Here is a 22,658-nt window from a genome sequence, read left to right on the forward strand (position 1 = left end):
CCATAAAAAATTTATATAAGCAAATCCTAATTTTTCAGGGGCTAAAGGTTGCAGTCAAAAGCCATAAAACATATTATTACACGTTAGCAAAACTGTGCTTGGCTATGCTTGTGCAGTCGAGCACATAGATATATAAGCTACTATAAATGGTTAAACTCTTGAATCTGAGGCATTTTTATTGAAATGCCAATCAAGGAGCAATAAATGACAGATAAAATCGTTGAAAAGGTTGCAGTTCAGTCTGATGATAGCCGCAACCAAGGCCGTCGCGCCTTCCTAAAGGGAAGTGCGGCTGTTGCAGGGGGCGTTCTGTTTACGAAAGCCGCTTCTGCAGCTGAGGCTGGTAAATATGATCCTGCGAAAGCGGTTGCGCCTTACGCTGGAAAAGAAGAAATTACACAGGTGCTTGAAGATGGCCCAGCCCGTAAGTCTCTAGGGTTTGGTGTTCGTAAGTACCCATACGGGATGCCTTCTCCATACGAGAAAGAAGTTCAGCGTCGTACATTGGAATGGTTGACGCCGGATTCTATGGCATCCATCACGATGACTCCGCTGCAAAGCTTGAACGGTATCATCACGCCTAACGGTCTTCACTTCGAACGTTTCCACGGTGGTGTACCAACCATCGATCCGGCCAACCATCGTTTGGTTATTCACGGTTTGGTTGAGCGTCCATTGATTTTCACCGTCGATGACTTGAAACGTTTCCCATCCATCTCTCGTATTCACTTCATCGAATGTCCTGCGAACGGCGCGATGGAATGGAAAGGGGTTCAGTTGAACTCGGTTCAGTGGACACACGGTATGATGTCTTGTGTTGAATACACAGGTGTTCGTCTGTCTGACCTATTGAAAGAAGCCGGTATCCAGCCAGAAGGTAAATGGATTATTCCTGAAGGGGCGGATGCTTCTGGGATGACACGTTCCATTCCAATTGATTTGGCCATGGACGATTGTTTTGTCGCTTACGCTCAAAACGGTGAAGCGCTGCGTCGTGAACAAGGTTACCCAATTCGTTTGGTTGTACCGGGTTGTGAAGCGAACATGTGGGTTAAATACCTACGTCGTATCCAAGTACACGATGTTCCGGCTCAACACCGTGAAGAAACGTCTAAGTATACTGAACTGATGCCTGATGGTACGGCTCAGCGTTTCTCTTGGTATATGGAAGCCAACTCCGTTATCACCTACCCATCACCTGACTTCAAGATGCAAGGACCTGGTAAATACTACGTTCGCGGTTTGGCTTGGTCTGGTCGCGGTAAAGTGGCCCATGTTGATGTTTCTTTCGACGGTGGTAAAAACTGGAAAGAAGCGCACTTCACCTCGCCGGTTCTGGACAAAGCTTGGACCCGTTTTGAAGTTGAATGGGACTGGGATGGTTCCGAAGCCTTTATGATGAGCCGTGTAACCGATGAAACCGGTTACGTTCAGCCACCTATGCCTCAAATGCGTAAACTAGAAGGTACGAACAACGTTTACCACCGTACAGCGATGGTTACTTGGCGTATTCACGCTTGGGATAACGGCAAAAACGGAGGTATGATTGAAAATGTTCAGTACTAAGAAAACAATCCTAGCCGGTGCAGTTGCATTGGTTGCAGCCAGCACAGCTTATGCTATGAGTGGTAACTCCGGTAGCAACAGCGGTGACGCTGGTAAGATCGACGGCAAATACGCGGCGAACTACGTTGAAATCATCAAAGAAAATGATGGTAAATACCTAGATTCGAAAGTCATCGAAGCAATCTTGGGTAAAGATGCGGCTTACGGTCGTGCTGGTTTGGAAGGTAAGTTAGACCCGGCCAATCCATATTCCTTCGAAGTGGATGACAGCATCGATGGCGGTAATCACGGTAATGCGCAGTGTAAAATTCCGGCCGCATTCGTTGAAGTACACGAAAGTGTTGCGAAAAACTACTATGACGACGGCGATTTCGTAGCTAATGGATTCGGTACGCCGATTTCAGAAGCGGCCATGTCCAAGTGGAATATTACAGTCGATGGTGACGGTAATGGTCTACCGGATCCTTCCGTTGGTATGACGGTTGAAGAAGGTGGTCGCGTTTACGTTCAGTTCTGTGCCATGTGTCATGGTGAGTTCGGTGAAGGTGCAAAAGGCTATCTTCCTCTAGCGGTTGACGAAAATCTAGTGACTTCTGATTTCCGTGATCCGGCTCCGATGAAGACCGTAGGTAACTACTGGCCTTATGCAACAACCTTGTTCGACTACATCCGTCGTACCATGCCTTTCTGGACGCCTAATGCACCGTTTATCGGTGATAAAGGTTACCTGGGGATGGTTGGTTACATCATGCAGTCAAACTACATTCCTATTGGAATTGACGAAAATGGTGACCCAATTGAACTTGAAGATGACGCTTTCTACAACTCTGAGTTGTTGATGAAGCAAAACAAGTTCATGAAGAACCAAGGTAACTTCTTCTGTGATCACCGTCCGGTTATCCATAACGAACGTTGCATGAAAGACTGTCCTGACTACATGGTTGGTGACGGTAAAGGTAATGTTCAAAACTACGTACAAGCACGTCGCCTACCTGACGGAACGCCTCAATATAACGTTCCTCAGCGTATGCACGAAGACCCACCAGGTGTTGGTCACGCAGGTATGTAATCTGATGTCGGACCCAGTCTGACACTAAGATGAAAAGCCCGCTTTTTAGCGGGCTTTTTTATTGCGTCTTTTAACGCATAAAGCCTTTAAAAACAAAGGGTTTTATGCCTTAAAAAATGATTTTTTACCCTTGCTATCCCGTTAAAATCCAGTAGAATATAGCGTTCTTCCCACAAAGAAATAACGAAGTTTTTATGGCGTTGATTGATCCGTTTAACCGAAAGATTGAATACCTGAGAGTGTCCGTGACCGATAAGTGCAACTATCGATGCGGTTATTGCATGCCGGAACAGGGAGCGCACCCCGAAGGCCGTCATACGGAGTATCTGGATTTTGACGAATTGGCTCGTATTATCAAAGCCTTTGTCGAATTGGGTGTCACCAAAGTTCGCCTCACCGGAGGGGAGCCACTGGTGCGGAAAGGTTTGTCGGATTTTGTATCCGAAATCAGTCCTTATGAGGGTTTGAAAGAAATTGCTTTATCGACCAATGCGCATCACTTGTCAAAACATGCCGTGGCATTGAAAGAAGCGGGTGTGACACGAGCCAATATTTCTATTGACTCTTTGAAGCCGGACTTGTTTAAGCAAATTACCCGTGGTGGGGATTTGAGTAAAGTCCTAGCCGGTGTCGATGCCGGTCTGGAAGCCGGCCTAAACCCGATTAAATTCAATATGGTGGTGATGAAAGGCACGAATGACGGTGAGATCGAATCCATGGTGGATTACGGGATTGATAAAGGCGTGGAGGTGCGTTTCATCGAAACCATGCCGATTGGTGAGGCGGGCATCAGTTTGATGGACCAGCATTATCCGATGGACAAAATCATGGCGCGCGTCAAAGCACATGTGGGAACGGATTTAATTCCGTCCACGGGAAAAAGCCATGATGGGCCATCCAAGAATTTCCTGATAAAAGGCACCGATACCCGAGTCGGTGTGATCTCGGCCGTGTCCGATCATTTCTGTGAATCGTGTAATCGTGTTCGCCTGACTGCACGGGGCGTACTGGCGTTATGCCTTGGGCAGGAAGATTCCGTTGACCTGCGCACACCGATTCGTGACGGCATTTCCGATGCGGAGCTTAAGCAAATGATTGTCAAAGCCATGAAGAAAAAACCGGAACGCCACTTTTTCAATGAAAACGTTCATAACATCGAATTTAGACAAATGGTCTCGTTAGGCGGGTAAGCCGTCGGCATTTTAGGAGTAAAGATATGTTAGAGATTTTGTATTTCGCCAGCTTTCGAGAAACCCTTGGAAAGAGCCAGGAACAGTTACCGCTAGAGTCTTATAAGACAGTGGATTGTGTCCTGAATGCCTTGGCCCAACGCGGTGAGGTTTGGCAGCAGGCCTTGAAGGATAACCTCAATCTGCAAATTGCCGTTAATCATGATGTGGCTGATCGCAAAACCGAGTTAAAAGCCGGTGACGAAGTCGCCTTTTTTCCGCCGGTGACGGGAGGCTGAATTGAATGAGTTTCCGTTTGTTCGAATCCAGCAAGAGGATTTCGATCTTTCAGAAGAGATCAAAGCCATCCGAACCGGTCATAAAGACATCGGGGCCGTGGTGTCATTTACCGGTACGGTTCGTGACATCAACGAAGGCGATGATATATCCGTTTTAGAACTCGAGCATTACCCGGGAATGACGGAAAAAGCATTGGAAAAAATCCGTTTGGAAGCGCATGATCGCTGGCCGTTGCAAAGCAGTTTAATCATTCATCGCATCGGCCAAATGATGCCGTGCGATCAAATCGTTCTGGTAGCGGTCACCTCCCGTCACCGGGAAGCCGCGTTTGAAGCGGCCCATTTTATTATGGATTATTTGAAAACCAACGCACCTTTCTGGAAAAAAGAGACGTTCCCGAATGGTGAAACCCGCTGGGTGGATGCCCGGATTTCCGATAAGGAAGCCGAGCAACGTTGGCTGCAATAACTTTTTAACGAACACACTATCTGTCAGATTTCCCCGCCAAGCGGGGATTTTTTTTAAGAGTAAACATTATGAAGACATTTGATGAAGCGCTGTCTTATCTGGTCAGCCAAGCCAAGAAGACCGGCCGAACCGAAACCGTTCCGATCGCTGAAGCCATGGACCGTGTTCTAGCCCAACCTGTGGTGTCCAGTGTCATGGTTCCGCCACACGATAACAGTGAAATGGATGGTTATGCCATTGACCGCATGGATTTGACCCACGAAGACACTTTCCGGGTCAGTCAACGTATTCCTGCGGGTGCCGCCCCGGAACCACTGGAAGTCGGCACGGTCGCACGCATTTTTACCGGTGCACCGATTCCGGCAGGTGCCAATGCGGTGATCATGCAGGAAGAAACGGAAATGGTTGGTGACAAGGTCCGCATTATGGCAAAAACCACCAGGCCTGGTCAAAGTATTCGTAAAACCGGTGAGGACATTGAAGCCGGTACGGCGATTCTGGAAAAAGGCCATCGGCTGCGCTCGCAAGATTTGGGCTTGATTGCCTCCATTGGTATTGACGAAGTCACGGTCTATAAGCCGCTCAAAATCGCGACCTTCACCACGGGCGATGAACTGCTGGAACCCGGCGAAGCGCCGCAGCCTGGAAAAATTTTCAATGCCAACCGTTATGTCTTGGCAGGGGCGCTACCGAAGTTAGGGTTCGAGCTGATTGACCTCGGGCGTGTCAAAGACACCTTGGAAGAGACCATCGAGGTCATGAGGAAAGCGGCCGAGTTAGCGGATGTGGTCATGACAACCGGTGGGGTGTCCGTCGGGGAAGAAGACCACATTAAGCCCGCCATCGAATCCTTGGGTGCCTTGGAAATGTGGAAAGTGAAAATGAAGCCGGGCAAACCTCTGGCTTTCGGGCAAATTCAGGGCACGCCGTTTATTGGTTTGCCGGGCAATCCTGTGTCGGCCTTTGCGACCTTCAATTTGTTTGCCCGTCCGTATTTGATGCGAATGCAGGGTGTTAAGAACATTTGCATCACGCCGATCTGGCTGGAAGCCGATTTCGATTGGCCGAAAGCCAATTTCCGTCGCGAATTTGCTCGTGCTCGAATCACGGTTCCCGAAGGTGAACAGAAAACTGTGGTGCAGGTGTATCCGAAGCAGGGTTCCGGCGTGTTGACCTCAACGGTTTGGGCCGAAGGCTTTGTGGTCATTCCAGAAGATCAAACCATGGCCAGAGGCGATAGGGTCAAATTCTATCCGTTCGCGGAAATGGTTTAACAATACAAGGAAGGGTGGAAATGTCGAAAGAACTCGAGTTAACGCATTTGGATGCCAAAGGGCAGGCGCGAATGGTGGATGTCAGCGAGAAGGACAATACGGCGCGCGAAGCGCGTGCCATGGCAGTCATTAAGATGTTACCGGAAACCTTGCAGATGATTCTGGAAGGCAAGCATAAAAAAGGTGATGTTATGGCTACGGCACGCATTGCCGGCATCATGGCCGCCAAACGCACGCCGGACTTGATTCCAATGTGCCATCCGTTAATGCTGACCTCCGTCAAAGTGGAACTGATTCCTGACGAAGACAAGAGTTGCGTGGAAGTGTATGCGACTTGTAAGCTGGTCGGCCAGACCGGGGTGGAGATGGAAGCGTTGACCGCCGCTTCAGCCGCCGCTTTAACCTTATACGACATGTGTAAAGCCGTTGATAAAGGCATGGTCATCGATCAGGTTCAGTTATTGGAAAAGACAGGCGGCAAGAGCGGTCATTGGAAAAAAGAAGCCTGAGCGATGCATTAAATCGCTCTCGTCGGCTTTGTTCTAAGCGTTTACGCCGTTTTTACTGGAGGCTCGGCCCATATTGCAGAGCATCCGGTCCTTCCTCGTCATACAGCAGCTCCAGCCCTTTATCCGGGTAAAACCAATGTTCCAAGCCATCGGATTGTTTTTCGACACGTTGTGGCTGGCCAAAACGCATTTCAATCGCGCGTTTGGTGAGGTTTTTTCGGGGAATCAATGTCACCAGTTTAATGGGCTTCTGCATCAGTTTTTCGATGTTTTCGCTGTTTGGAGTGACTTGGCGGTTGCCGGTTTGGGTCACGGTGGTTTGAACACCCTGTGAGTAATAGGTGTCGAGTTCGTCTTTCGACACATCCAGACTCAAAGCCACAGCGCCACGAATGGTGGCGATGTTCATGGAGGGAAAATAGACTTCGGCCGCTTTGCCGGATTCATCTTTTTTCGAGAAAATTTTCACTTCCACATCGTTACCAAATAGATGGGTGGCATCGTTCGGAGTGCTTTGATTCAACACCAGACCCAACGCTTCAAGCTGACTGGCTTGGTTAAAGTGGCTGTTCCACGGCAATAACCTATCCGGCACTTCTTCGCGGTTCGGCGGAATCAGGATGAATACGGCGGTCAAACCGACCGCCGCCAGCAATACAATCAAAAAAGTCGGAAAACGGCGTTGTTTGCTGTCACTCATGGTTGATCGCTTTTTGAAGAAGACATTTGCTTTTGGCCATCGTGATGGACTTCATCATCGCCTTCGCCCAATTCGGCATTGGCGTTTTCACCGCGCGGTACGAATTTTGCGATTTTTGGATCGAGGATGCCTTTCCCGGCATCGTACACCGAAATGCCGGTTTGCATAAACGTAATCAATACGGCCACGAAAATCACGACAGCGGCAAAGCGAACGGTGATGATTTCGCCCAGATTGGTTTGCGACCCTTCATCCGAAAAGTCATTCATAGAGAAACCGCCCGGGAAAACCTGATCAATCAGCAAATAGACGACGACCATTAAAATGGCAATTGCGTAGCTCATCAACAGTATGCGGCTTCGGCGCCAAGCCAGTTCCCAGTGTGCCGACACGAACCAGGAACCGCGTTTCTGCACTTCTTTTCGATGACGATAAATATAGGCAATCACCAGGCTGGAAATGATCGGAACCGCCAACAGCATGGCCGTACTGCCAATTTCAAGCACGATCATGGAAATGAATAAATGGGTGATGATGATGTTGATGTTGAAAATATGGTGTGGGTTTTTGGCCAGATGCGTTTCTTCAGGGGTTACTTGATAATGCATTGTATCGTCTCTTTGAGTAGGAAGATCAATCTGCGGTCAGATCATCGACCGGGTTTAAAAGGCATCGAGATACTGCTTTAGGAACTTGGATACCTTGTCGCTTTCAGATTCAACGGCTTCAAACTGGGCTTCTAGGCCTGTCGTGATGCCGTCTTTGCCTTGGTTTTCCAGTGCCAGACACAAAGTGGGTAATTCGGTGGCACCGATGTTCGCGGAACTGCCCTTGAGAGTGTGTGCATGTAATCTCAGTCCGTCAGCATCACCGCTTTCAATCGCTTGTTTGATGTCCGACAAGGTGCCCGGCGCGACCTCCAGAAAGCTCTTTAAAATGTCTTTCAAGTCATCGCCGATGATTTCTTTGAGCATTTCCAAGTTGTCGGTATCCACAGGTTGAGACATGCCAGTTCCTTTGCGATAGCGTTATTATAGCCCACTAAGGGGTGTTGTGACTTTTAAGATATTGTTGAAACTCTTCAGCGGGCATCGGTTTTCCGAATTTGAAGCCCTGGAAGACATCGCAATTTTTATTTTGCAGGAAAGAGACGTGGAATTCATCTTCAATCCCTTCGGCCACGACTTTGAGACCCAAGCTTTCGGCCATGGCCAATATGGTTCGAACAATGGCTTGGCCTTGCGGTGTTTCCAAGTTGTTAATAAATGAGCGGTCGATTTTAATGGCATCAATCGGAAAGCTGTGCAGATACGCCAGAGACGAATACCCGGTACCGAAATCGTCGATGGACAGTGTCACGCCCATGGCTTTCAAGCCTTTTAGAATGCTGATGTTGTGGTCGGCATTGCTCATGGCCAGGCTTTCGGTGATTTCCAGGTCCAGATATTGAGCGGGCAAAGAAGACCCCTGTAACACATTTTGAACGTCTTTCATCAGGTTGGAACTGGAGAATTGGCGGCCGGACAAATTGATGCCAATGTGTATGGCAAACCCTTCCCGGTGCCATTTTTCCGCTTCCTGCACCGCGCTTTGTAAGACGTATTGGCCGATTTCGACAATCATCCCGTTGTTTTCCGCTATCGGGATGAATACGGCAGGCGACACCAGACCTTCCGAGGGATGATGCCAGCGTACCAAGGCTTCGGCCCCATACGGTTTCAAGGTTTGGCCGTCCACCTGCGGTTGGAAATAGACCTCAATTTCATTTCGGTCCAAGGCTTTGCGTAAATCGTTTTCCAACAGTAATTGTTCTTTGGATTCGGCATTCATCTCCGTTTGATAGAACAGGAACTGGTTGCCGCCCTGTTGCTTCGCCTGGCTTCGAGCGATGTTGGCATGGGCAATGAGTTCGCTGGCTCGGGTGCCGTCTTGACGGATAATGCTCACCCCAATCGAGAAAGTGATAAACAGCTCTTGATTGCGGATATTGAAGGCTTTGGAAATGTCGTGGAAAATACGGCTCAGGGATAAATTCAGTTCTTGTGCGTCTTCGGCGTTTTTAATCAGGATGGCGAATTCGTCACTGCCCAGTCGAGCGACGAAATCGTCTTCGCGTGTCACCTTCTTCAAACGTTGCGCGACGGTGCGAAGTAAAGCATCGCCGTTTTCCTGGCCGAGGTTATCGTTGATTTTTTTAAAGCGGTCAATGTCGAGAATGACGGTGGCGCTGTATTTTTTCGGGTTGGCTTCCTTGATGAAGCTTGCCAGTGTTTTGCTGAAAAAGGAACGGTTCGCCAAATCCGTCAACTTATCGTGGCTGGCCTGGTAATCAATTAGGGTTTCGGCCTTGTGCAAACGGCTGATGTCCTGCGCCGAACCGGTGATTTTCAATATTTCGCCGTCCTGATCGAAACTGACTTCCCCTAGACAGTCAATGTGCGACATGGAGCCGTCATGGTGCAGTACCCGAAAGCTGACTTGGATGTCGTTATACCCTTGGGTGGCATCGGCAATCGCCTGTTGGATTAAGGGCAGGTCTTTGGGGATGATATTCGAGAAAAACTGTTCCAGTGTGACATCCGCTTGATTCGGGATGCCAAACAGTTCAAACGCCGAACTGGAACCGGTGACCTGATCCGACGCCGCATCCCATTCCCAATAACCGAGTTTGGCCAGCTTTTGGGCGTAAATCAGTTGCGATTGGCTCATTCGCAATTGGTCTTCAATCAACGAGGACTTGATGGCGTATTTAACGCGTTGGCTCAGGAGTGACCAGTTGATGGGTTTGGTAATGAAATCGGTAGCGCCGATGTCGAAGGCCTGGTCGATGGAACTGATATCGTCCAGAGCGGTCAGCATCAAAATCGGTACGGCGCGTTCTTGTTCGTAGTTGCGGATGGCTTCGGTGGCGGCATAACCGTCCATGATTGGCATCATCACGTCCATCAAAATCAAATCCGGGGCTTCTTTGATGAACAGCGAAAAACCGTCTTGGCCGTTGTCGGCTTCAATGACGCGGAAACCGGATTTTGAGAGCACTTTGCATAAGGTCAAACGGGTGACGTCATCGTCTTCAACCACCAGAATCAAAGCCGATTCCTGTTTGTTCGCCTGTCCGTCCGAGAGCACCATTCGAAGTCCGTTTTTAGAGTTGTTATACGCTCTAGTTTAGCCGCTTTTGGGGAAAATGAAAACCTTTATCCCTATGGATGTAATGTGGTTTTTAGGTGTTGAAACGGTGCTGCGGAGAATTAATTTTCCAGCCAGAAAGTTACCGGCCCGTCGTTGGTCAATGAAACCTGCATGTCCGCGCCGAAACGGCCGGTTTGCGGGGCGCGGTAAGCGTCGGTCACCCGCTGGACGAATTGGTCGAACAGCGCTTCGGCTTGTGCCGGCGGGGCGGAGGTATGAAAACTGGGGCGTAAGCCTTTGCGGGTATCGGCCGGCAGCGTGAACTGCGGCACCAGCAATACATCGCCGCCTTTGCCTTGGTGGATTTGCTGAACATTGAGGTTCATTTTGTCGTTATCGTCGGCAAACACACGGTAATGCAGCAGCTTGTGCGCCATGCGTTTCAAGGAATCGGCGTCATCGTGCGGTTGGAATCCACATAAAACGGCCAGGCCTGGTGAAATCTGTCCAATCACCTCGCCGCTGACACGGACTTCGGCTTGGGTGACACGTTGCAATAAACAAATCATAAGTTTTGCACGGCCGAGTTATGCATTGAGTTCAATGCTTTGATACGTCCGGTTGGTCGCTTCCACCAGCTGTTCGGCAATTTCCGGTTCGAAAGCGGAGTGCCCGGCGTGGTCGCAGACAATCAAATCGGCTTTTGGCATGGCTTCGGCCAGGGCGTAGGCTTGATTGAACGGGCACACCATGTCGTAACGCCCTTGCACGATAGTGGTTGGAATCGTTTGAATGTAACCGATGTTATCGAGAATCTGATTGGGTTCGATAAACGCATGATGGCGGAAATAATGGCACTCGATGCGTGCCATCGCCAAAGCATGGAAAGGGTCTCCGAAATGATCGACCAAATCGTCGTCGGTTTTCAAGGTTGAGGTGCGTCCTTCCCAAATTGACCAGGCTTCGGCGGCGCTCATACGAGCGATTTCGTTATCGCTGGTCAGCAATTCGTAATAGGCTTCAATCATGTCGTCGCGTTTGTCTTCCGGCACCGGCGCGATGAAATCTCGCCAATAATCCGGGTAGAAGCGGTCGGCACCCTGCTGATAAAACCAACGGGTGTCTTCATCCCGGCACAGGAAAATGCCGCGCAGAATCATCGCCAGCACCCGTTCCGGATAGGCTTCCGCATATAACAAGCTCAAGGTCGAGCCCCAGGAGCCGCCGAACAGCACCCAACGGTCGATATTGAGGTGACGGCGAATTTTTTCGATATCCTCAATCAGATGGGCGGTGGTGTTGTTGGTCAGGCAAGCATGGGGGCGAGATTTACCGCAACCGCGCTGGTCGAACAGAATGATGCGGTAGTGGTCCGGATGGAAAAAGCGCCGTTGCGTCGGCGAGCAACCGCCGCCCGGTCCACCGTGGATAAACAGCACCGGCAAGCCGAGCGGATTCCCGCTTTCTTCAACGTGCAAGGTATGGGTGTTATCCACCTGCAAACTGTGCTCGGTGTAAGGTTTGATGTTCGGATAAAGTAGATGTTCCAAGTTCATGCTAGTGTAGTGTCCTAGATTTTTTGACGTTTTAGCGAGTCAGGAAAATGTTCTCTGCTAGGCGCGGCCCGCAGTGAATGGTGTGCCCTTTACAAGGGGCGAAACAACGCAGAGGCGTTTTCCTGATTCGCCCGAAGGTAAGCCCCCAAATTTCCCAATCCTGCGTTGCTGTTTTTGCTAAGGGCTGACCATTGCCTGCAAACAGCGCCTTGACTTGAAAAATTTGGGTGGCTTCTAAAATCGCCAAATAATCTAGGGCACTACACTGGAGATTTTAGCGGAAACCGGAAAAAAGAGGAAAATAAAAAAAACGCCCAGGCCTGGGCGTTTTTGAAAAAGCGACGTCGAGTAGGGGATTAAGCCTTACTACGGCCCGCTTTTTTACGTTCGTTTTCCGTCAACAGTTTTTTACGGATACGGACGTTGTTCGGTGTGACTTCGACCAGCTCGTCGTCGTCGATGAATTCCAACGCTTGTTCCAGCGAGAAACGAATCGGCGGCGTCAAAGTCAGGGCTTCGTCGGTTCCGGCGGCACGCATGTTGGTCAACTGCTTACCTTTCAACGGGTTCACCGTCAAGTCGTTGGCGCGGCTGTGCAGACCGATAATCATGCCTTCGTACACTTCTTCACCGTGGCCGATGTATAGACGGCCGCGATCTTGTAGGTTAAACAAAGCGAACGCCAAGGCTTTACCTTGCCCCAGAGAAATCAACACGCCGTTGTTGCGCTCACCCAAGGTACCGGCGAATTTCGGTCCGTAATGCGAGAAGCTGGAGAAAATCAAACCGTTCCCTTGGGTGGCGGTCATGAATTCGGTACGGAAGCCGATTAACCCGCGAGACGGGATGATGAAGTCGATACGCACACGACCGTGTCCGTCCGGCACCATGTCTTGCATTTCGGCTTTACGCTCACCCAGTTTTTCCATAATGGAACCTTGCGCGTCTTCCGGAATGTCCACCGTCAGGTTTTCATAAGGTTCCATAATTTCGCCGTTTTCTTCCTTGAAGATAACTTCCGGACGGGAAATACCCATTTCGAAACCTTCGCGGCGCATGGTTTCAATCAGCACCGACAAGTGTAGTTCACCACGACCGGAAACACGGAATTTGTTGGCATCTTCGGTGTCTTCGACACGTAAGGCCACGTTGGTCAGGAGTTCTTTGTCCAAACGCTCGCGGATTTGGCGAGAGGTCAGCAACTTACCGTCCTGGCCGACGAATGGCGAGTCGTTGACCTGGAAGGTCATGCTTACGGTCGGCTCGTCCACGGTCAATGGCGTTAAGGCTTCAACGTGGTTTGGATCACACAAGGTGTCGGAAATGTTTAATGGGTCCAGCCCGGTAAAGGCCACGATGTCACCGGCGTGGGCTTCGTCCACGCTGACACGTTCCAAGCCGTGATACCCGAAAATTTCACCGACTTTCCCTTTACGCTCTTTGCCTTCGGCATCGATGATGGTGATGGCCATGCCAACTTCCACGGAACCGCGTTTGATTCGTCCTGTGCCGATCACGCCTTTGTAAGTGTCGTAGTCCAAAGAGATACATTGCAACTGGAAAGGCCCGCCCAAATCAACGTCCGGTGCCGGAACTTTTTGGGTGATGATTTCGAAGACCGGCGTCATGTCGCCTTCACGAACGTCTTCATCCAGCCCCGCGAAGCCGTTCAAACCGGAGGCATAAATAACGTCAAAATCCATTTGCTCGTCGGTAGCACCCAAACGGTCAAACAAGTCGAAGGTTTGGTCCAGTACCCAGTCTGGACGCGCGCCCGGACGGTCGATTTTGTTGATGACCACAATCGGCTTCAAACCTTGTTTCAAGGCTTTTTCCGTTACAAAACGCGTTTGCGGCATCGGCCCTTCCACAGAGTCCACCAACAATAGGACCGAGTCCACCATCGACAAAATACGTTCCACTTCACCACCGAAGTCGGCGTGGCCCGGGGTGTCCACGATGTTGATGCGGTAATCGTTCCAGTTGACTGCCGTGTTTTTCGACAGGATGGTGATGCCCCGTTCCTTTTCCAGATCATTGGAATCCATGACACGGTCGCCCATGTCTTTACGGATTTCGTCAAACGTGCCGGATTGCCGTAGAAGCTGGTCTACCAGGGTGGTTTTACCGTGGTCAACGTGCGCAATAATGGCAATGTTGCGAATATGATCTGTACTCATGGAGGGACTCTCTTAACTTTCAAAAAAAGCGTATTATACTGAAAAGGCAGGGCGAGTTTGCGTAATCTGCTGAAATGATTGGAAAATATCGACGATAACGGGGTAAAAACCGTTTGCAGGGTGTCAGAACGGTTGGAGTGTGAAATCGCCAAGCCGAAAAATCGGCCCGGCAATCAGGCATTCACGGAGAATGCAGTTATTGGCCAGGCCTGGTCGGATCCGTGGTTTGGCTCTGGCTTTGCGCCTTTTCCAAGCGAATGTAACTTTGCAGAATTCCATAGGCCATGGTGCCGATCAGCAGACCGAGCAGGGCAAAGAGCCCGGCGATTTTGCCTTCGCCGATCATCGCCGGAATGGTACCGGGGCAGGAGGCGGTCATCCCCCAGCCGATGCCGAACAGCATGGCACCGATCATTAACCCTTTCTGGTACGGCTTTTTCACGAAATCCACCTCAGCGCCGGTCGCAATGGCACGCACTTTGAAGCGTTTGAGCAAGAAAACCCCCACCATCGCAATCGCCACGGCGGTGACGATGACAATCATCAGTTGGAAATCCTCGAACAGGAACATCTTGGCGTGGTAATCGTAAGTGGTCGCCCCGGCGTGGCTCATCAAGAAGCCGAAGGTGATGCCCATCAGAAAACCGAAAATGTTGTTGCGGTACACATACATGAACGAGATGATGTACAGGCGGATGCTTTTTAACGGTGGCATTTTATGTTCCATCATTGACTCCTCAGGTTCCGAACAACAGGTGCGTGGTCACAAACGCACTCATAAAGAAAATAACGCCCGCCAATAAGCTTGGCGGATTCAGCATCGCGCCGCCCACCAAGGCGTGCCCGGTGGTGCAAGCCCCGGCCAACCGTGCGCCGAAGCCCAACAACGCGCCGCCGAACGTCAGCCAGATGGCTTTCCCGGCCAGCGTTTGCGGCAGAATGTCGTTATACATCCCCATGTCAAAACTGAAATGCCACGGCTCCGGCGCTTGCAGCGCGCTCAACAGCCCGCCGATGGGAATGCCCAGCAGGAACCATAAACGCGAGTTATTGATATTTTTGTATTCCCCGGTGCGGAAATATTCCACCCGTTTGAACATCATGCCGCAGAAATTACCGTAACCGGTTGAGCAGCCGGCGGGTTTCCCCATGAGCCAAAAGTGAAAAACCACGAATAACCCCATTGAAATGCCGGCAATCCAGGCGCTCCAAACAATGACTTCCATCGCTTATCCTATAATAAATTCGTTTGATTAAGCCTATTTTCAAAGAATGTTACACCCGAGTCAAAGAGAGGTTTTTTGCGTGCGGATAAAATTATTTTATGAAGCATTAAGAATGTAAATGGTTGTTGTTTTAATATGGAAAAACGCCCAGGCCTGGGCGTTTTGGGGAAAAGCATTTTTGAGAATGTGGGAAGACGCTTTCGTTCAAGTGGCGCGCCGTTTCATGTTGAAAACCGGCGCGGCTCACCTGAATAAATGGTGTAGTACGTTAGCTGTTCGGTAAGAAAGCGGCGAATACAAACAGGAAGATAAGCGCATAGAAAATGACTGTGACCCACACAACCCAGCTGTGATAACCACCGAAGTTTTGCATGGCACGAAGTTGTTCTTCTTCATTGTCACCCGCTTGCGACTTGATGTCATGATACTTTTTCAGCACAAAATAAGGGGAGACACCGCCCAGTACAATGGACGTGATGAGCCAGCCGAAAAATGGGATAAAGCCCATAATAAAAGCGACGATAAACGCGCCCAGTGCGGGCAGATAGGCTTTTCGATACAGTAAAAAGGCCCAGCCGAAAAAGAAAGCCCACCAGCTCCAATGCCACTTGAAACTGAAAACATGGCCGATTTGCATTTTGTTCAAGCCGCGTTGGTAATAAGGCACTTTTTCCGGTTTTTGAATAAAGGCCGTTAATAGTTGTTCGTCATGGTGCTTGTCATCACTCATCCGGGTTTGTTCCTTTTTGCTTTTAGATGAAGGTTTATCGAAAAGTTTCGTTTAACTATTAAATACCAAGAACCGCCTTTAAGTGATAAAAATTTTTTGCTCAATGCTAAGTGTTTATACGGATTTTAATGTGTTGTGACGTTTGTTTCGGGCTTTGAATTAAGGCCGCTGAAAGGCTTGGCGGGCCTTGGCGACCTTCGAACGTGTGATGCAACCCTCCACATGGTTGTTGATAAGCCCCATGGCTTCCATAAAGGCGTACACGGTGGTTGGCCCCACGAATTTCCAGCCCATTTTTTTCAAAGCTTTCGACAAGGCCACCGATTCCGGTGAGGTGGTGACGCTTTGCGGCGGCGGCAAAGTGGCTTCGTCCGGTTCGTATTGCCAGAAATACGCCGCCAGCGAACCCTGTTGTGCCACGAGTTCCTGAGCGCGCTGGGCGTTGTTGATGACGGCCTCGATTTTGCCGCGATGCCGTACGATGCCCGCATCCTGTAACAGGCGCTGCACATCCTGTTCGGTGAATTGGGCGACTTGGTTGAAGTCGAAATGTTTAAAGGCGCGGCGAAAGTTCTCGCGCTTATCGAGAATGGTGCGCCAACTCAAACCCGCTTGAAAACTTTCCAGACACAGCTTTTCAAACAAGCGAATGTCGTTCGCCACCGGAAAGCCCCATTCTTGGTCGTGGTAATCGAAAAACGCTTCCACCTGGCCGCACCAGGCGCAACGCGGCAAATTATCTGGACCGGGAACGGTTTGACTCATGGAATATCCTTTTTGCTTAATTTATTCAAATTGTGCAGTGATTAAATCGATAGTATTTTACCGTACAACATCAGGCTAAGAAAACGAAACAAAACCGGACTGAATCTTGGGAGAGCAAAATGGCATTACGCAACAGTCAAATCGCTTACGGCACGGTGGCGAAAACCCTGCATTGGTTAACGGCGCTTTTATTTCTGCTGGCTTATGTGACCGTCTATTATCGGCAGTGGTTTACCGAACGGGATACACCGGAAAACATCATCGCCATTCAGCTGCATTTTTCAATCGGTATCAGCATTGGTGTGATTTTGATTTTACGCCTGCTTTGGGTGTTGTATGACCGTAAACCCAATCCGGTTCCCGGTTCCGATTTTGCACATTTGGCCGCCAAATCGGGACACTGGCTGTTGTATTTGATGATTGCGGTGATGGTGGTGACCGGCTATATGGGCACCGGTGCCAACACGCAATTCTTCTATTTGTTTGAGATTCCAAAATTCTCCGATACCTGGTTGTATACGAATGTGATTGAAGAATACTGGTTTGGCATCACCTTTAAAGAATTTGAAAAACCGCTCGACTTTATTCATAAGGATATTGGCGGCGCACTGTTGGTGTGGATGCTGATTCTGGGTCACGCTCTGGCCGCGTTGTATCATCATTACGTGAAAAAAGACGATACGTTGAAGCGTATGACAACGCTGAAAAGTTGAATGAAATCGACTAGAGTATTCGTAAGCGATCATGGTATCGTTAAATCAGAAAAGGCCGCGTGATGAGCGGTTTTTTTACTGGGTTTTTGTGTTGTTGGTTTATTGAGTGAACTTATGAATATCAAAGAATTTTCCCTGCGAGTCGGGGTCAGCTCGCATACCATCCGGTTTTATGAAAAAAACGGCGTACTGTCGTCCGTGCAACGTTTGGCGAATGGTCACCGCCATTTCACCGACAAAGATGTCCGTTGGATGGAATTTGTGTTGCGCCTCAAACACACCGGTATGCCGTTGGATAAAATCCGTCACTATGCGGCGTTGAGGGAGCAAGGTAAAGACACCGTCGCCCAGCGTCAGGCCCTGCTTGAAGAGCATGCGCAAGACCTGTCCGAAAACATTGAACAGTTGCGTACGCATTTGCAAAAACTCAACGACAAAATTGATTTGTACAAGCAAGACCTTGTGGACTGAATATCCAACTTTCCCGCCTAAAATACCGTTCTATTAACATTTTAATCACGCTACATTTTCGCTTGACTTAGAGTTAACTCTAAGTTGTAGACTGCTTTTGAACCCGACATCAGGAGCTTCACGATGCCAGTCAAACCTTCCATTCATGCTTTTACGCTCAGCCGGCGTCATTTCATTCAGTTGTCTGCGCTGAGCTGTGCATTCAGCGGCCCCGTTTCGTCTGTTTTCGCAGACGAAAAAACCATTATTTCAAAACCGAAAGGAGAACAAACCATGACAACACCCGACACCGAACGTTTTCAACGCGGGCTTAAAAAACTGAAAGAAATCGACGGCCAAGCCGGCGAAAACGTTATCCGCTCTTTGCAACAAGTAGCGCCCGATTTGGCGCGTTATACGATTGAATATCCCTTCGGAGACGTTTACAGCCGCCCCGGTTTGGATTTGAAATCACGGGAAATCGCCACCGTCGCCGCCTTAACGGCGATGGGAAATGCGGCCCCTCAGCTCAAAGTGCACATTCATGCCGCGCTGAACGTGGGTTGTACCGTGACCGAGGTTATGGAAATCATTATCCAAATGTCGGTATATGCCGGTTTTCCGGCCGCTTTGAATGGCGCCTTTGCGGCCGAAGAAGTGCTTTTGGAACGCGGGTTGATTGAAAAACCATCGTCCGAGGCGTAAACCTTGAAAATCTTTTAAGCGCAAAGGTTTAATCCAGTGGTGGCGATAAAATCACATGCTGGCTTAAAACATGCAAATCCCGCCAGGCCTGGCCGAATTCGGAGGTGCTGAACACCGCCATCATTCCGGCGCGGGCTTTCAGACTGTCGGCGGCGTGCAGGCAGTCTTGTACCAGTGTGATGCACTCGGTTTGCACTTGGGTGCGTAACGTTTCGTCCGGCGTCTGGCCGTGCTCGCAGGCTTGCCAAATCGTATCGGCCAAGTCATACAGTTGCGTGCGGGCGTGTTCAATTTGGGTTTGTGCCTGTTCGGTGCATTGTTGAATGGCGGGTTTGTCGGCCAGCACGCCGTCTTGGCCGTAAAGGGTTTTGTGTTGCGCAAAGTCTTGAAAGGCCTCCAGAGCATGTTGGGCGATGCCGACGGCGACACTGCCAAAGGTTACGCTGGCGAGGGTTTCCAGCGGACAATGGAAAATCGGGTCATTCAAAACGGGGGCGTCCGCCAGCGAAAAGGTGAAATCGCGTGGAACAGTTACCTTTTCCACGCTGAAATCGTGGCTGCCGGTGGCTTTCATGCCGAAGGCCGACCAGGTTGAATGCACGGTCACCTCGGCGGCGGGAACGGCAATGGCGAGAATGTCGTCGGTGTCGTCCACTGTGCAATTGGCGGTGAACCAACTGGCATGCTGCGCACCGCTGGCATAAGCCCAACGGCCGGAGGCTTCAAAACCGTTTCCCACCGTTTTTACCAGGCCTGATGGCATGCCGGAACCGGCAATGACCGCGTTTTTCGGTTCAAATATTTCCCGCGCCGCCGCTTCCGCCATAAAGCCGGAAAATAACCCGCCGCCCGCGCCGATCATCACCAGCCAGCCGGTGGCACCGTCTGCGTAGGCGATTCGCTCAAACACTTTCAAGGCGGTTGGCAAGTCGGTCGCTTCGCCTTGATAGCATTCGGGAATAAACAGGCGGAAAAGGCGCTGTTTGAATAAGGCGGCCAAAACCGCATCGGTAAGATGCCCCTGCTTTTCCGCGGTGGCGGCCTCGGCGCGAATCAGCGGTAAAATCGTTTCCAGTTGTTGGAGTCGGTTATCGGTTTTTGGCGGCATGGCGCGGCTCCGTTGCGTGTCTGTTGTCTTGGGACGACTGAGTGTTGGTTATCATATGAATATGGTATAACAGTTACCAGAACAATACCGTTGCGAGGGGAAGATGTTTGCAATTTATAATATCCAGGGCCGTTCGTTTCGTAACAGTCTGGAAGAATTAAAACGCGTGAAACAACCGTCACCGGCTGAAAAGATGGATTTTCAGCAGGATGTCGGTAAAGACGAAACCTTGATTGTGCAGGGAACGCCGGACAACGGTGGATTGGCTTCCAAAGGTGTCAACGCCTATCAAAAGATGATTGAATCCAACCATCGCGAGCCGGTGTTGCACGTCAATCAAATTATGGGGCATCCAGTGGTGACGATTCCCATCGACACGCCCATTGAAACCGCCTTTCGGTTTTTTCAAAAACACAGTTACACCCAATTGCCGGTGATTGATGAAAAACACTTTCTGGTGGGCATGCTCACGCTGCTGGATTTAATGCACATTATTTCAACCGATGGCGAACGCGTGTTCACCTTGCCGGAAAAAAGCATTGAAGACGTCATGATTAAAGAGGTGATTACCGCCGATCCGGTGACGGATATTCGCCGTGTCGCCAAAGTGATGGCGGATTATGGTTTGACGGCGCTGCCGGTCGTTAATGAAAAAGATGCCATTGTCGGCATTGTCACTCGCACCGATTTGATTAAAACCATTGCCACCGACCCGCCACTCAGCCTTTGGACCTGATTGAATAAGCTTTGGTTAAATGGCAACCAATAGGCCGGTTTGACCAGCGCGTTTTGCGGTTAATTCAATCTTATTTCGGCGCGCCTTCATTGCGGTTGCGCCATAGTTTGGACACCGCTTTGTCGCTGCCGAGAAACGCCACCACCAAGCAAATCAAACCGATGACGGAAAACAGAATCACCGGAAACAGGCCCGCAATCTGGTTGGCGAGAATGGAAAAGTACAAACCGACAACGCCCAGCGTGATAAACAAAAAGCCCATTATCTTTAACACTTTGCGGTGCGACGGACTGTATTCATAATGCCCATCCGCGTTTTCCAATGGATTGAGAATGGGGGAGAAGAGTTTTAGCAATAAATTTTTCATGAGGTTGAGTTTAACGATTCGTGTACAGCCTGTCGATTGATTTTATTCGGCCATGATTTTTTGACAAGGTTTGCCATTAATTGGCATAATAATTTTTACTTTTTGTTTCGTTCATTTTTTGGAGTGGGTTATGGCGACAATGAATATTTCACTTCCTGATCCAATGCGAGATTGGGTAAAAGGTCAAATTGATACAGGGCTTTATGCTAACAGTAGCGATTATGTGCGTGATTTAATTCGCAAGGATCAGCTGCGGATGCAAAAAGTTAAAGCCTTACAACAGGCGATTAATGAAGGGCTTGAAAGTGGCGCTGCGCAACCTTTTGATTCGAACGCCTTCAAAGAAAGAATGGTGAACGAGTTTGATGAAAGGGTTGAGTGAACGTGCGTTATAAACTGACGCCCGCCGCCGAAAAAGACCTCGAAAAAATTTGGCGGTATAGTGCTGAAAACTGGGGTGTTCAACAGGCCCACCACTACCTGGATGAAATGCTGGTTATTTTTGATTTGATTGCAGAAAACCCAAAAATGGGCTGGCAATATCAAGAATTGACGCCTGCTGTTAGACTGCATATTTATAAAAGCCATTTAATTGTCTATTTGCCAACAGAAGACGGCATCGATATTGTGCGACTACTTCATCAAAGTATGGATATTGACAGTCAGCTGGAAAATAGTTGAATCTGGTTCTTCTCGAAATTCAAGGTTCGGGGGCTCTTTCGGTTTCGATTGTGAGCTGAGGATTGAAAATCACAAAAACAACAACCCGGCCTAGCAGCCTGCCGGACTTAAGCCAACCGGCTGCAAAAAAGCTGAATTTGGCCATTTTTGGCCCAATTTTTCGTTAAATAGCGGGCTATTCGCCTCAAAATTGAACAAAAACTGTCTCAAATCAGACTTTTTTTCGCTTCGATCGTTTAAGTCCGACAGGCTGCTAGTCGTTTTTGTTAAGTGGCCGAGACAGTGTTTCGTTCATTTGAGACGGCTTTTATTTCTTGAAATCGCGACTTGAAACCGTGAATCTTAAGCGTTTTATTTTAAAGAATAAGTGGTCTCGCCCTCTTTTTTGCGAGCGATGACGACAATGTCGTCCACTTCTTGGTAAGCGCTTTGAATCCCCTGTTCACTGGTAAAGGTTTCCGTTTTGTAGGCCACACGGTGCCGGACTTCTTGTACGATGTAGTCATCAAAATCAATATTCACAATGTGATTAACCGAAGGCAAAGCCAGCGCATTTCTAATTTTAATGGTTTTTAGAAGGTGCGGGGGTTCCTGGTTATCAAATGTTTGGATGGTGTAATGGATGGTCATTTGAGCCTACCTTGCTTTATCTCAAAGGATTCACTTTAAATGATAAGGGCAGTTTGGTGTCGAATTTTATAGCACTTTAATCAGCTAGGATTTAATTTTATTCCGACCCTAAATTATTCCATATATAAAAGTCACTTAATTGTTATTTACCCAGTAAGACAAATAATTAAGCTGAATTTAATTAAAGAGGGGGCGCTTTCTTCTTTTCTAAATAGGTATACTTTTTATTAATGATAATTATTATTGTTTTTATTTGCTTCGTGTGTTAGGTTATTTTAAAGTTAACTTTTCAACGTTGAACAGGGGCGTCAGCCATGAACGGTAGGATAGCAAAACCGATTTTTCTAGAGTATTTCGGAGCTGGGTAAGAATAAGTTTGCTTTTTTTAGCGGGGGGTTTTACGGCATATGCAGTTGAGTATAACTATCAAGCAATACAGGATTGGACTGGAGATGGGGTAATTAATACTTATGATAGATTATATTATAACGTAATTTTATTCAATCCTGCTGCTGGTTATGGGGAATGGCCCGCAACGCCTAACGGTGATTTTATTTACGATCCTCATGCCCCTGTTGTCATAACAAACAATGGCACGGGATATTGTGGAATTTGTCACTAACT

Annotated in this window: 27 protein-coding genes; 13 read left to right on the forward strand and 14 right to left on the reverse strand. The window is 49.0% G+C overall.

Features of this window, described 5'->3' with window-relative positions:
* Positions 1–204: 204 nt before the first annotated feature.
* The 7 genes from soxC to moaC all read left to right on the forward strand — a co-directional run bounded on the left by soxC (position 205) and on the right by moaC (position 6,355).
* Positions 205–1,566, forward strand: a complete 1,362-nt coding sequence (soxC, locus tag AC0KH7_RS00390) for a sulfite dehydrogenase (RefSeq protein WP_472369694.1) — start codon at positions 205–207, stop codon at positions 1,564–1,566.
* Complete coding sequence (locus AC0KH7_RS00395) at positions 1,553–2,635, forward strand: c-type cytochrome (RefSeq protein ID WP_472373775.1); 1,083 nt, start codon at positions 1,553–1,555, stop codon at positions 2,633–2,635. Before soxC ends, AC0KH7_RS00395 begins: the two co-directional genes overlap by 14 nt.
* 194 nt (positions 2,636–2,829) lie before the next feature.
* The gene (moaA, locus tag AC0KH7_RS00400; protein WP_472369696.1) at positions 2,830–3,825 is read left to right on the forward strand and encodes a GTP 3',8-cyclase MoaA; all 996 of its coding nucleotides are present in this window, start codon (positions 2,830–2,832) and stop codon (positions 3,823–3,825) included.
* A 26-nt stretch (positions 3,826–3,851) separates the two neighbouring features.
* Positions 3,852–4,103, forward strand: coding sequence for a molybdopterin converting factor subunit 1 (gene moaD / locus AC0KH7_RS00405; RefSeq protein ID WP_472369698.1), 252 nt, complete (start codon positions 3,852–3,854; stop codon positions 4,101–4,103).
* A gap of 1 nt (position 4,104) precedes the next feature.
* Positions 4,105–4,572 (forward strand): molybdopterin synthase catalytic subunit MoaE, encoded by a 468-nt coding sequence (gene moaE, locus AC0KH7_RS00410; protein ID WP_472369700.1) that lies wholly within the window; start codon positions 4,105–4,107, stop codon positions 4,570–4,572.
* A 68-nt stretch (positions 4,573–4,640) separates the two neighbouring features.
* A complete protein-coding gene (locus AC0KH7_RS00415; RefSeq protein WP_472369702.1) occupies positions 4,641–5,846 on the forward strand; it encodes a molybdopterin molybdotransferase MoeA in 1,206 nt (401 codons plus the stop codon).
* A 20-nt stretch (positions 5,847–5,866) separates the two neighbouring features.
* On the forward strand, positions 5,867–6,355 hold the full coding sequence (moaC, locus tag AC0KH7_RS00420; RefSeq protein ID WP_472369704.1) for a cyclic pyranopterin monophosphate synthase MoaC: 489 nt from the start codon (positions 5,867–5,869) through the stop codon (positions 6,353–6,355).
* Between the two features lie 52 nt (positions 6,356–6,407).
* On the opposite strand, the gene AC0KH7_RS00425 is transcribed toward moaC, so the two are convergent.
* From AC0KH7_RS00425 to AC0KH7_RS00475, 11 genes are all read right to left on the reverse strand, one after another.
* A complete protein-coding gene (locus tag AC0KH7_RS00425) occupies positions 6,408–7,055 on the reverse strand; it encodes a hypothetical protein (protein ID WP_472369706.1) in 648 nt (215 codons plus the stop codon).
* Positions 7,052–7,663, reverse strand: a complete 612-nt coding sequence (locus tag AC0KH7_RS00430; protein ID WP_472369708.1) for a hypothetical protein — start codon at positions 7,661–7,663, stop codon at positions 7,052–7,054. Before AC0KH7_RS00430 ends, AC0KH7_RS00425 begins: the two co-directional genes overlap by 4 nt.
* 54 nt (positions 7,664–7,717) lie before the next feature.
* Entirely contained in the window at positions 7,718–8,062 is a 345-nt protein-coding gene (locus AC0KH7_RS00435; protein ID WP_472369710.1) for an Hpt domain-containing protein, read from the reverse strand.
* Between the two features lie 34 nt (positions 8,063–8,096).
* Positions 8,097–10,187, reverse strand: a complete 2,091-nt coding sequence (locus AC0KH7_RS00440) for a two-component system response regulator (protein ID WP_472369712.1) — start codon at positions 10,185–10,187, stop codon at positions 8,097–8,099.
* 119 nt (positions 10,188–10,306) lie between these two features.
* A complete protein-coding gene (gene dtd, locus AC0KH7_RS00445; RefSeq protein WP_472369714.1) occupies positions 10,307–10,756 on the reverse strand; it encodes a D-aminoacyl-tRNA deacylase in 450 nt (149 codons plus the stop codon).
* 18 nt (positions 10,757–10,774) lie between these two features.
* Entirely contained in the window at positions 10,775–11,743 is a 969-nt protein-coding gene (gene pip, locus AC0KH7_RS00450) for a prolyl aminopeptidase (protein ID WP_472369716.1), read from the reverse strand.
* Positions 11,744–12,099: 356 nt separating this feature from the next.
* Complete coding sequence (gene typA, locus AC0KH7_RS00455; protein ID WP_472369718.1) at positions 12,100–13,923, reverse strand: translational GTPase TypA; 1,824 nt, start codon at positions 13,921–13,923, stop codon at positions 12,100–12,102.
* Positions 13,924–14,119: 196 nt separating this feature from the next.
* Positions 14,120–14,653: a DUF6691 family protein gene (locus AC0KH7_RS00460; protein ID WP_472369720.1), complete on the reverse strand. Its 534-nt coding sequence runs from the start codon at positions 14,651–14,653 to the stop codon at positions 14,120–14,122.
* Between the two features lie 7 nt (positions 14,654–14,660).
* On the reverse strand, positions 14,661–15,149 hold the full coding sequence (locus AC0KH7_RS00465; protein ID WP_068646985.1) for a YeeE/YedE family protein: 489 nt from the start codon (positions 15,147–15,149) through the stop codon (positions 14,661–14,663).
* A gap of 268 nt (positions 15,150–15,417) precedes the next feature.
* Positions 15,418–15,879, reverse strand: a complete 462-nt coding sequence (locus tag AC0KH7_RS00470) for a DUF2628 domain-containing protein (protein WP_472369722.1) — start codon at positions 15,877–15,879, stop codon at positions 15,418–15,420.
* A 159-nt stretch (positions 15,880–16,038) separates the two neighbouring features.
* A complete protein-coding gene (locus AC0KH7_RS00475) occupies positions 16,039–16,644 on the reverse strand; it encodes a DNA-3-methyladenine glycosylase I (RefSeq protein ID WP_472369724.1) in 606 nt (201 codons plus the stop codon).
* 119 nt (positions 16,645–16,763) lie between these two features.
* Between AC0KH7_RS00475 and AC0KH7_RS00480 the strand changes: the two genes are divergently transcribed.
* From AC0KH7_RS00480 to AC0KH7_RS00490, 3 genes are all read left to right on the forward strand, one after another.
* Entirely contained in the window at positions 16,764–17,357 is a 594-nt protein-coding gene (locus AC0KH7_RS00480; protein ID WP_472369726.1) for a cytochrome b, read from the forward strand.
* A gap of 114 nt (positions 17,358–17,471) precedes the next feature.
* The gene (locus tag AC0KH7_RS00485; protein ID WP_472369728.1) at positions 17,472–17,828 is read left to right on the forward strand and encodes a MerR family transcriptional regulator; all 357 of its coding nucleotides are present in this window, start codon (positions 17,472–17,474) and stop codon (positions 17,826–17,828) included.
* A 123-nt stretch (positions 17,829–17,951) separates the two neighbouring features.
* Complete coding sequence (locus AC0KH7_RS00490; protein ID WP_472369730.1) at positions 17,952–18,512, forward strand: carboxymuconolactone decarboxylase family protein; 561 nt, start codon at positions 17,952–17,954, stop codon at positions 18,510–18,512.
* A gap of 28 nt (positions 18,513–18,540) precedes the next feature.
* Here AC0KH7_RS00490 and AC0KH7_RS00495 read toward each other — a convergent pair whose 3' ends face one another.
* Positions 18,541–19,620, reverse strand: a complete 1,080-nt coding sequence (locus AC0KH7_RS00495) for an acyl-CoA dehydrogenase family protein (protein ID WP_472369732.1) — start codon at positions 19,618–19,620, stop codon at positions 18,541–18,543.
* A 103-nt stretch (positions 19,621–19,723) separates the two neighbouring features.
* On the opposite strand from AC0KH7_RS00495, the gene AC0KH7_RS00500 reads away from it, so the two are divergent.
* Positions 19,724–20,356, forward strand: a complete 633-nt coding sequence (locus AC0KH7_RS00500) for a CBS domain-containing protein (RefSeq protein WP_472369734.1) — start codon at positions 19,724–19,726, stop codon at positions 20,354–20,356.
* 70 nt (positions 20,357–20,426) lie between these two features.
* Here the strand turns inward: AC0KH7_RS00500 and AC0KH7_RS00505 are convergent, their stop codons facing one another.
* Positions 20,427–20,723: a hypothetical protein gene (locus AC0KH7_RS00505; RefSeq protein ID WP_472369736.1), complete on the reverse strand. Its 297-nt coding sequence runs from the start codon at positions 20,721–20,723 to the stop codon at positions 20,427–20,429.
* Between the two features lie 130 nt (positions 20,724–20,853).
* Between AC0KH7_RS00505 and AC0KH7_RS00510 the strand changes: the two genes are divergently transcribed.
* Entirely contained in the window at positions 20,854–21,105 is a 252-nt protein-coding gene (locus AC0KH7_RS00510; RefSeq protein ID WP_472369738.1) for a type II toxin-antitoxin system ParD family antitoxin, read from the forward strand.
* A gap of 2 nt (positions 21,106–21,107) precedes the next feature.
* The gene (locus AC0KH7_RS00515) at positions 21,108–21,404 is read left to right on the forward strand and encodes a type II toxin-antitoxin system RelE/ParE family toxin (protein WP_472369739.1); all 297 of its coding nucleotides are present in this window, start codon (positions 21,108–21,110) and stop codon (positions 21,402–21,404) included.
* A 351-nt stretch (positions 21,405–21,755) separates the two neighbouring features.
* Here AC0KH7_RS00515 and AC0KH7_RS00520 read toward each other — a convergent pair whose 3' ends face one another.
* Entirely contained in the window at positions 21,756–22,034 is a 279-nt protein-coding gene (locus tag AC0KH7_RS00520) for a hypothetical protein (RefSeq protein WP_472369741.1), read from the reverse strand.
* Positions 22,035–22,658 lie beyond the last annotated feature (624 nt).

The sequence above is a fragment of the Hydrogenovibrio sp. genome, assembly GCF_965140365.1.
Taxonomy (GTDB): domain Bacteria; phylum Pseudomonadota; class Gammaproteobacteria; order Thiomicrospirales; family Thiomicrospiraceae; genus Hydrogenovibrio.

What these genes read in the sequence shown, in the direction of transcription:
- AC0KH7_RS00485 (WP_472369728.1), top strand. Translation starts at nt 17,472, where the DNA reads ATGAATATCAAAGAATTTTCCCTGCGAGTCGGGGTCAGCTCGCATACC.
- AC0KH7_RS00510 (WP_472369738.1), top strand. Translation starts at nt 20,854, where the DNA reads ATGGCGACAATGAATATTTCACTTCCTGATCCAATGCGAGATTGGGTA.
- pip (WP_472369716.1), bottom strand. Translation starts at nt 11,743, where the DNA reads ATGAACTTGGAACATCTACTTTATCCGAACATCAAACCTTACACCGAG.
- AC0KH7_RS00475 (WP_472369724.1), bottom strand. Translation starts at nt 16,644, where the DNA reads ATGAGTCAAACCGTTCCCGGTCCAGATAATTTGCCGCGTTGCGCCTGG.
- moaA (WP_472369696.1), top strand. Translation starts at nt 2,830, where the DNA reads ATGGCGTTGATTGATCCGTTTAACCGAAAGATTGAATACCTGAGAGTG.
- AC0KH7_RS00470 (WP_472369722.1), bottom strand. Translation starts at nt 15,879, where the DNA reads ATGAGTGATGACAAGCACCATGACGAACAACTATTAACGGCCTTTATT.
- AC0KH7_RS00490 (WP_472369730.1), top strand. Translation starts at nt 17,952, where the DNA reads ATGCCAGTCAAACCTTCCATTCATGCTTTTACGCTCAGCCGGCGTCAT.
- dtd (WP_472369714.1), bottom strand. Translation starts at nt 10,756, where the DNA reads ATGATTTGTTTATTGCAACGTGTCACCCAAGCCGAAGTCCGTGTCAGC.
- AC0KH7_RS00440 (WP_472369712.1), bottom strand. Translation starts at nt 10,187, where the DNA reads ATGGTGCTCTCGGACGGACAGGCGAACAAACAGGAATCGGCTTTGATT.
- AC0KH7_RS00500 (WP_472369734.1), top strand. Translation starts at nt 19,724, where the DNA reads ATGTTTGCAATTTATAATATCCAGGGCCGTTCGTTTCGTAACAGTCTG.
- soxC (WP_472369694.1), top strand. Translation starts at nt 205, where the DNA reads ATGACAGATAAAATCGTTGAAAAGGTTGCAGTTCAGTCTGATGATAGC.
- typA (WP_472369718.1), bottom strand. Translation starts at nt 13,923, where the DNA reads ATGAGTACAGATCATATTCGCAACATTGCCATTATTGCGCACGTTGAC.
- AC0KH7_RS00430 (WP_472369708.1), bottom strand. Translation starts at nt 7,663, where the DNA reads ATGCATTATCAAGTAACCCCTGAAGAAACGCATCTGGCCAAAAACCCA.
- moaC (WP_472369704.1), top strand. Translation starts at nt 5,867, where the DNA reads ATGTCGAAAGAACTCGAGTTAACGCATTTGGATGCCAAAGGGCAGGCG.
- AC0KH7_RS00520 (WP_472369741.1), bottom strand. Translation starts at nt 22,034, where the DNA reads ATGACCATCCATTACACCATCCAAACATTTGATAACCAGGAACCCCCG.
- AC0KH7_RS00395 (WP_472373775.1), top strand. Translation starts at nt 1,553, where the DNA reads ATGTTCAGTACTAAGAAAACAATCCTAGCCGGTGCAGTTGCATTGGTT.
- AC0KH7_RS00465 (WP_068646985.1), bottom strand. Translation starts at nt 15,149, where the DNA reads ATGGAAGTCATTGTTTGGAGCGCCTGGATTGCCGGCATTTCAATGGGG.
- AC0KH7_RS00495 (WP_472369732.1), bottom strand. Translation starts at nt 19,620, where the DNA reads ATGCCGCCAAAAACCGATAACCGACTCCAACAACTGGAAACGATTTTA.
- AC0KH7_RS00435 (WP_472369710.1), bottom strand. Translation starts at nt 8,062, where the DNA reads ATGTCTCAACCTGTGGATACCGACAACTTGGAAATGCTCAAAGAAATC.
- AC0KH7_RS00460 (WP_472369720.1), bottom strand. Translation starts at nt 14,653, where the DNA reads ATGATGGAACATAAAATGCCACCGTTAAAAAGCATCCGCCTGTACATC.
- AC0KH7_RS00480 (WP_472369726.1), top strand. Translation starts at nt 16,764, where the DNA reads ATGGCATTACGCAACAGTCAAATCGCTTACGGCACGGTGGCGAAAACC.
- AC0KH7_RS00425 (WP_472369706.1), bottom strand. Translation starts at nt 7,055, where the DNA reads ATGAGTGACAGCAAACAACGCCGTTTTCCGACTTTTTTGATTGTATTG.
- moaD (WP_472369698.1), top strand. Translation starts at nt 3,852, where the DNA reads ATGTTAGAGATTTTGTATTTCGCCAGCTTTCGAGAAACCCTTGGAAAG.
- AC0KH7_RS00505 (WP_472369736.1), bottom strand. Translation starts at nt 20,723, where the DNA reads ATGAAAAATTTATTGCTAAAACTCTTCTCCCCCATTCTCAATCCATTG.
- AC0KH7_RS00415 (WP_472369702.1), top strand. Translation starts at nt 4,641, where the DNA reads ATGAAGACATTTGATGAAGCGCTGTCTTATCTGGTCAGCCAAGCCAAG.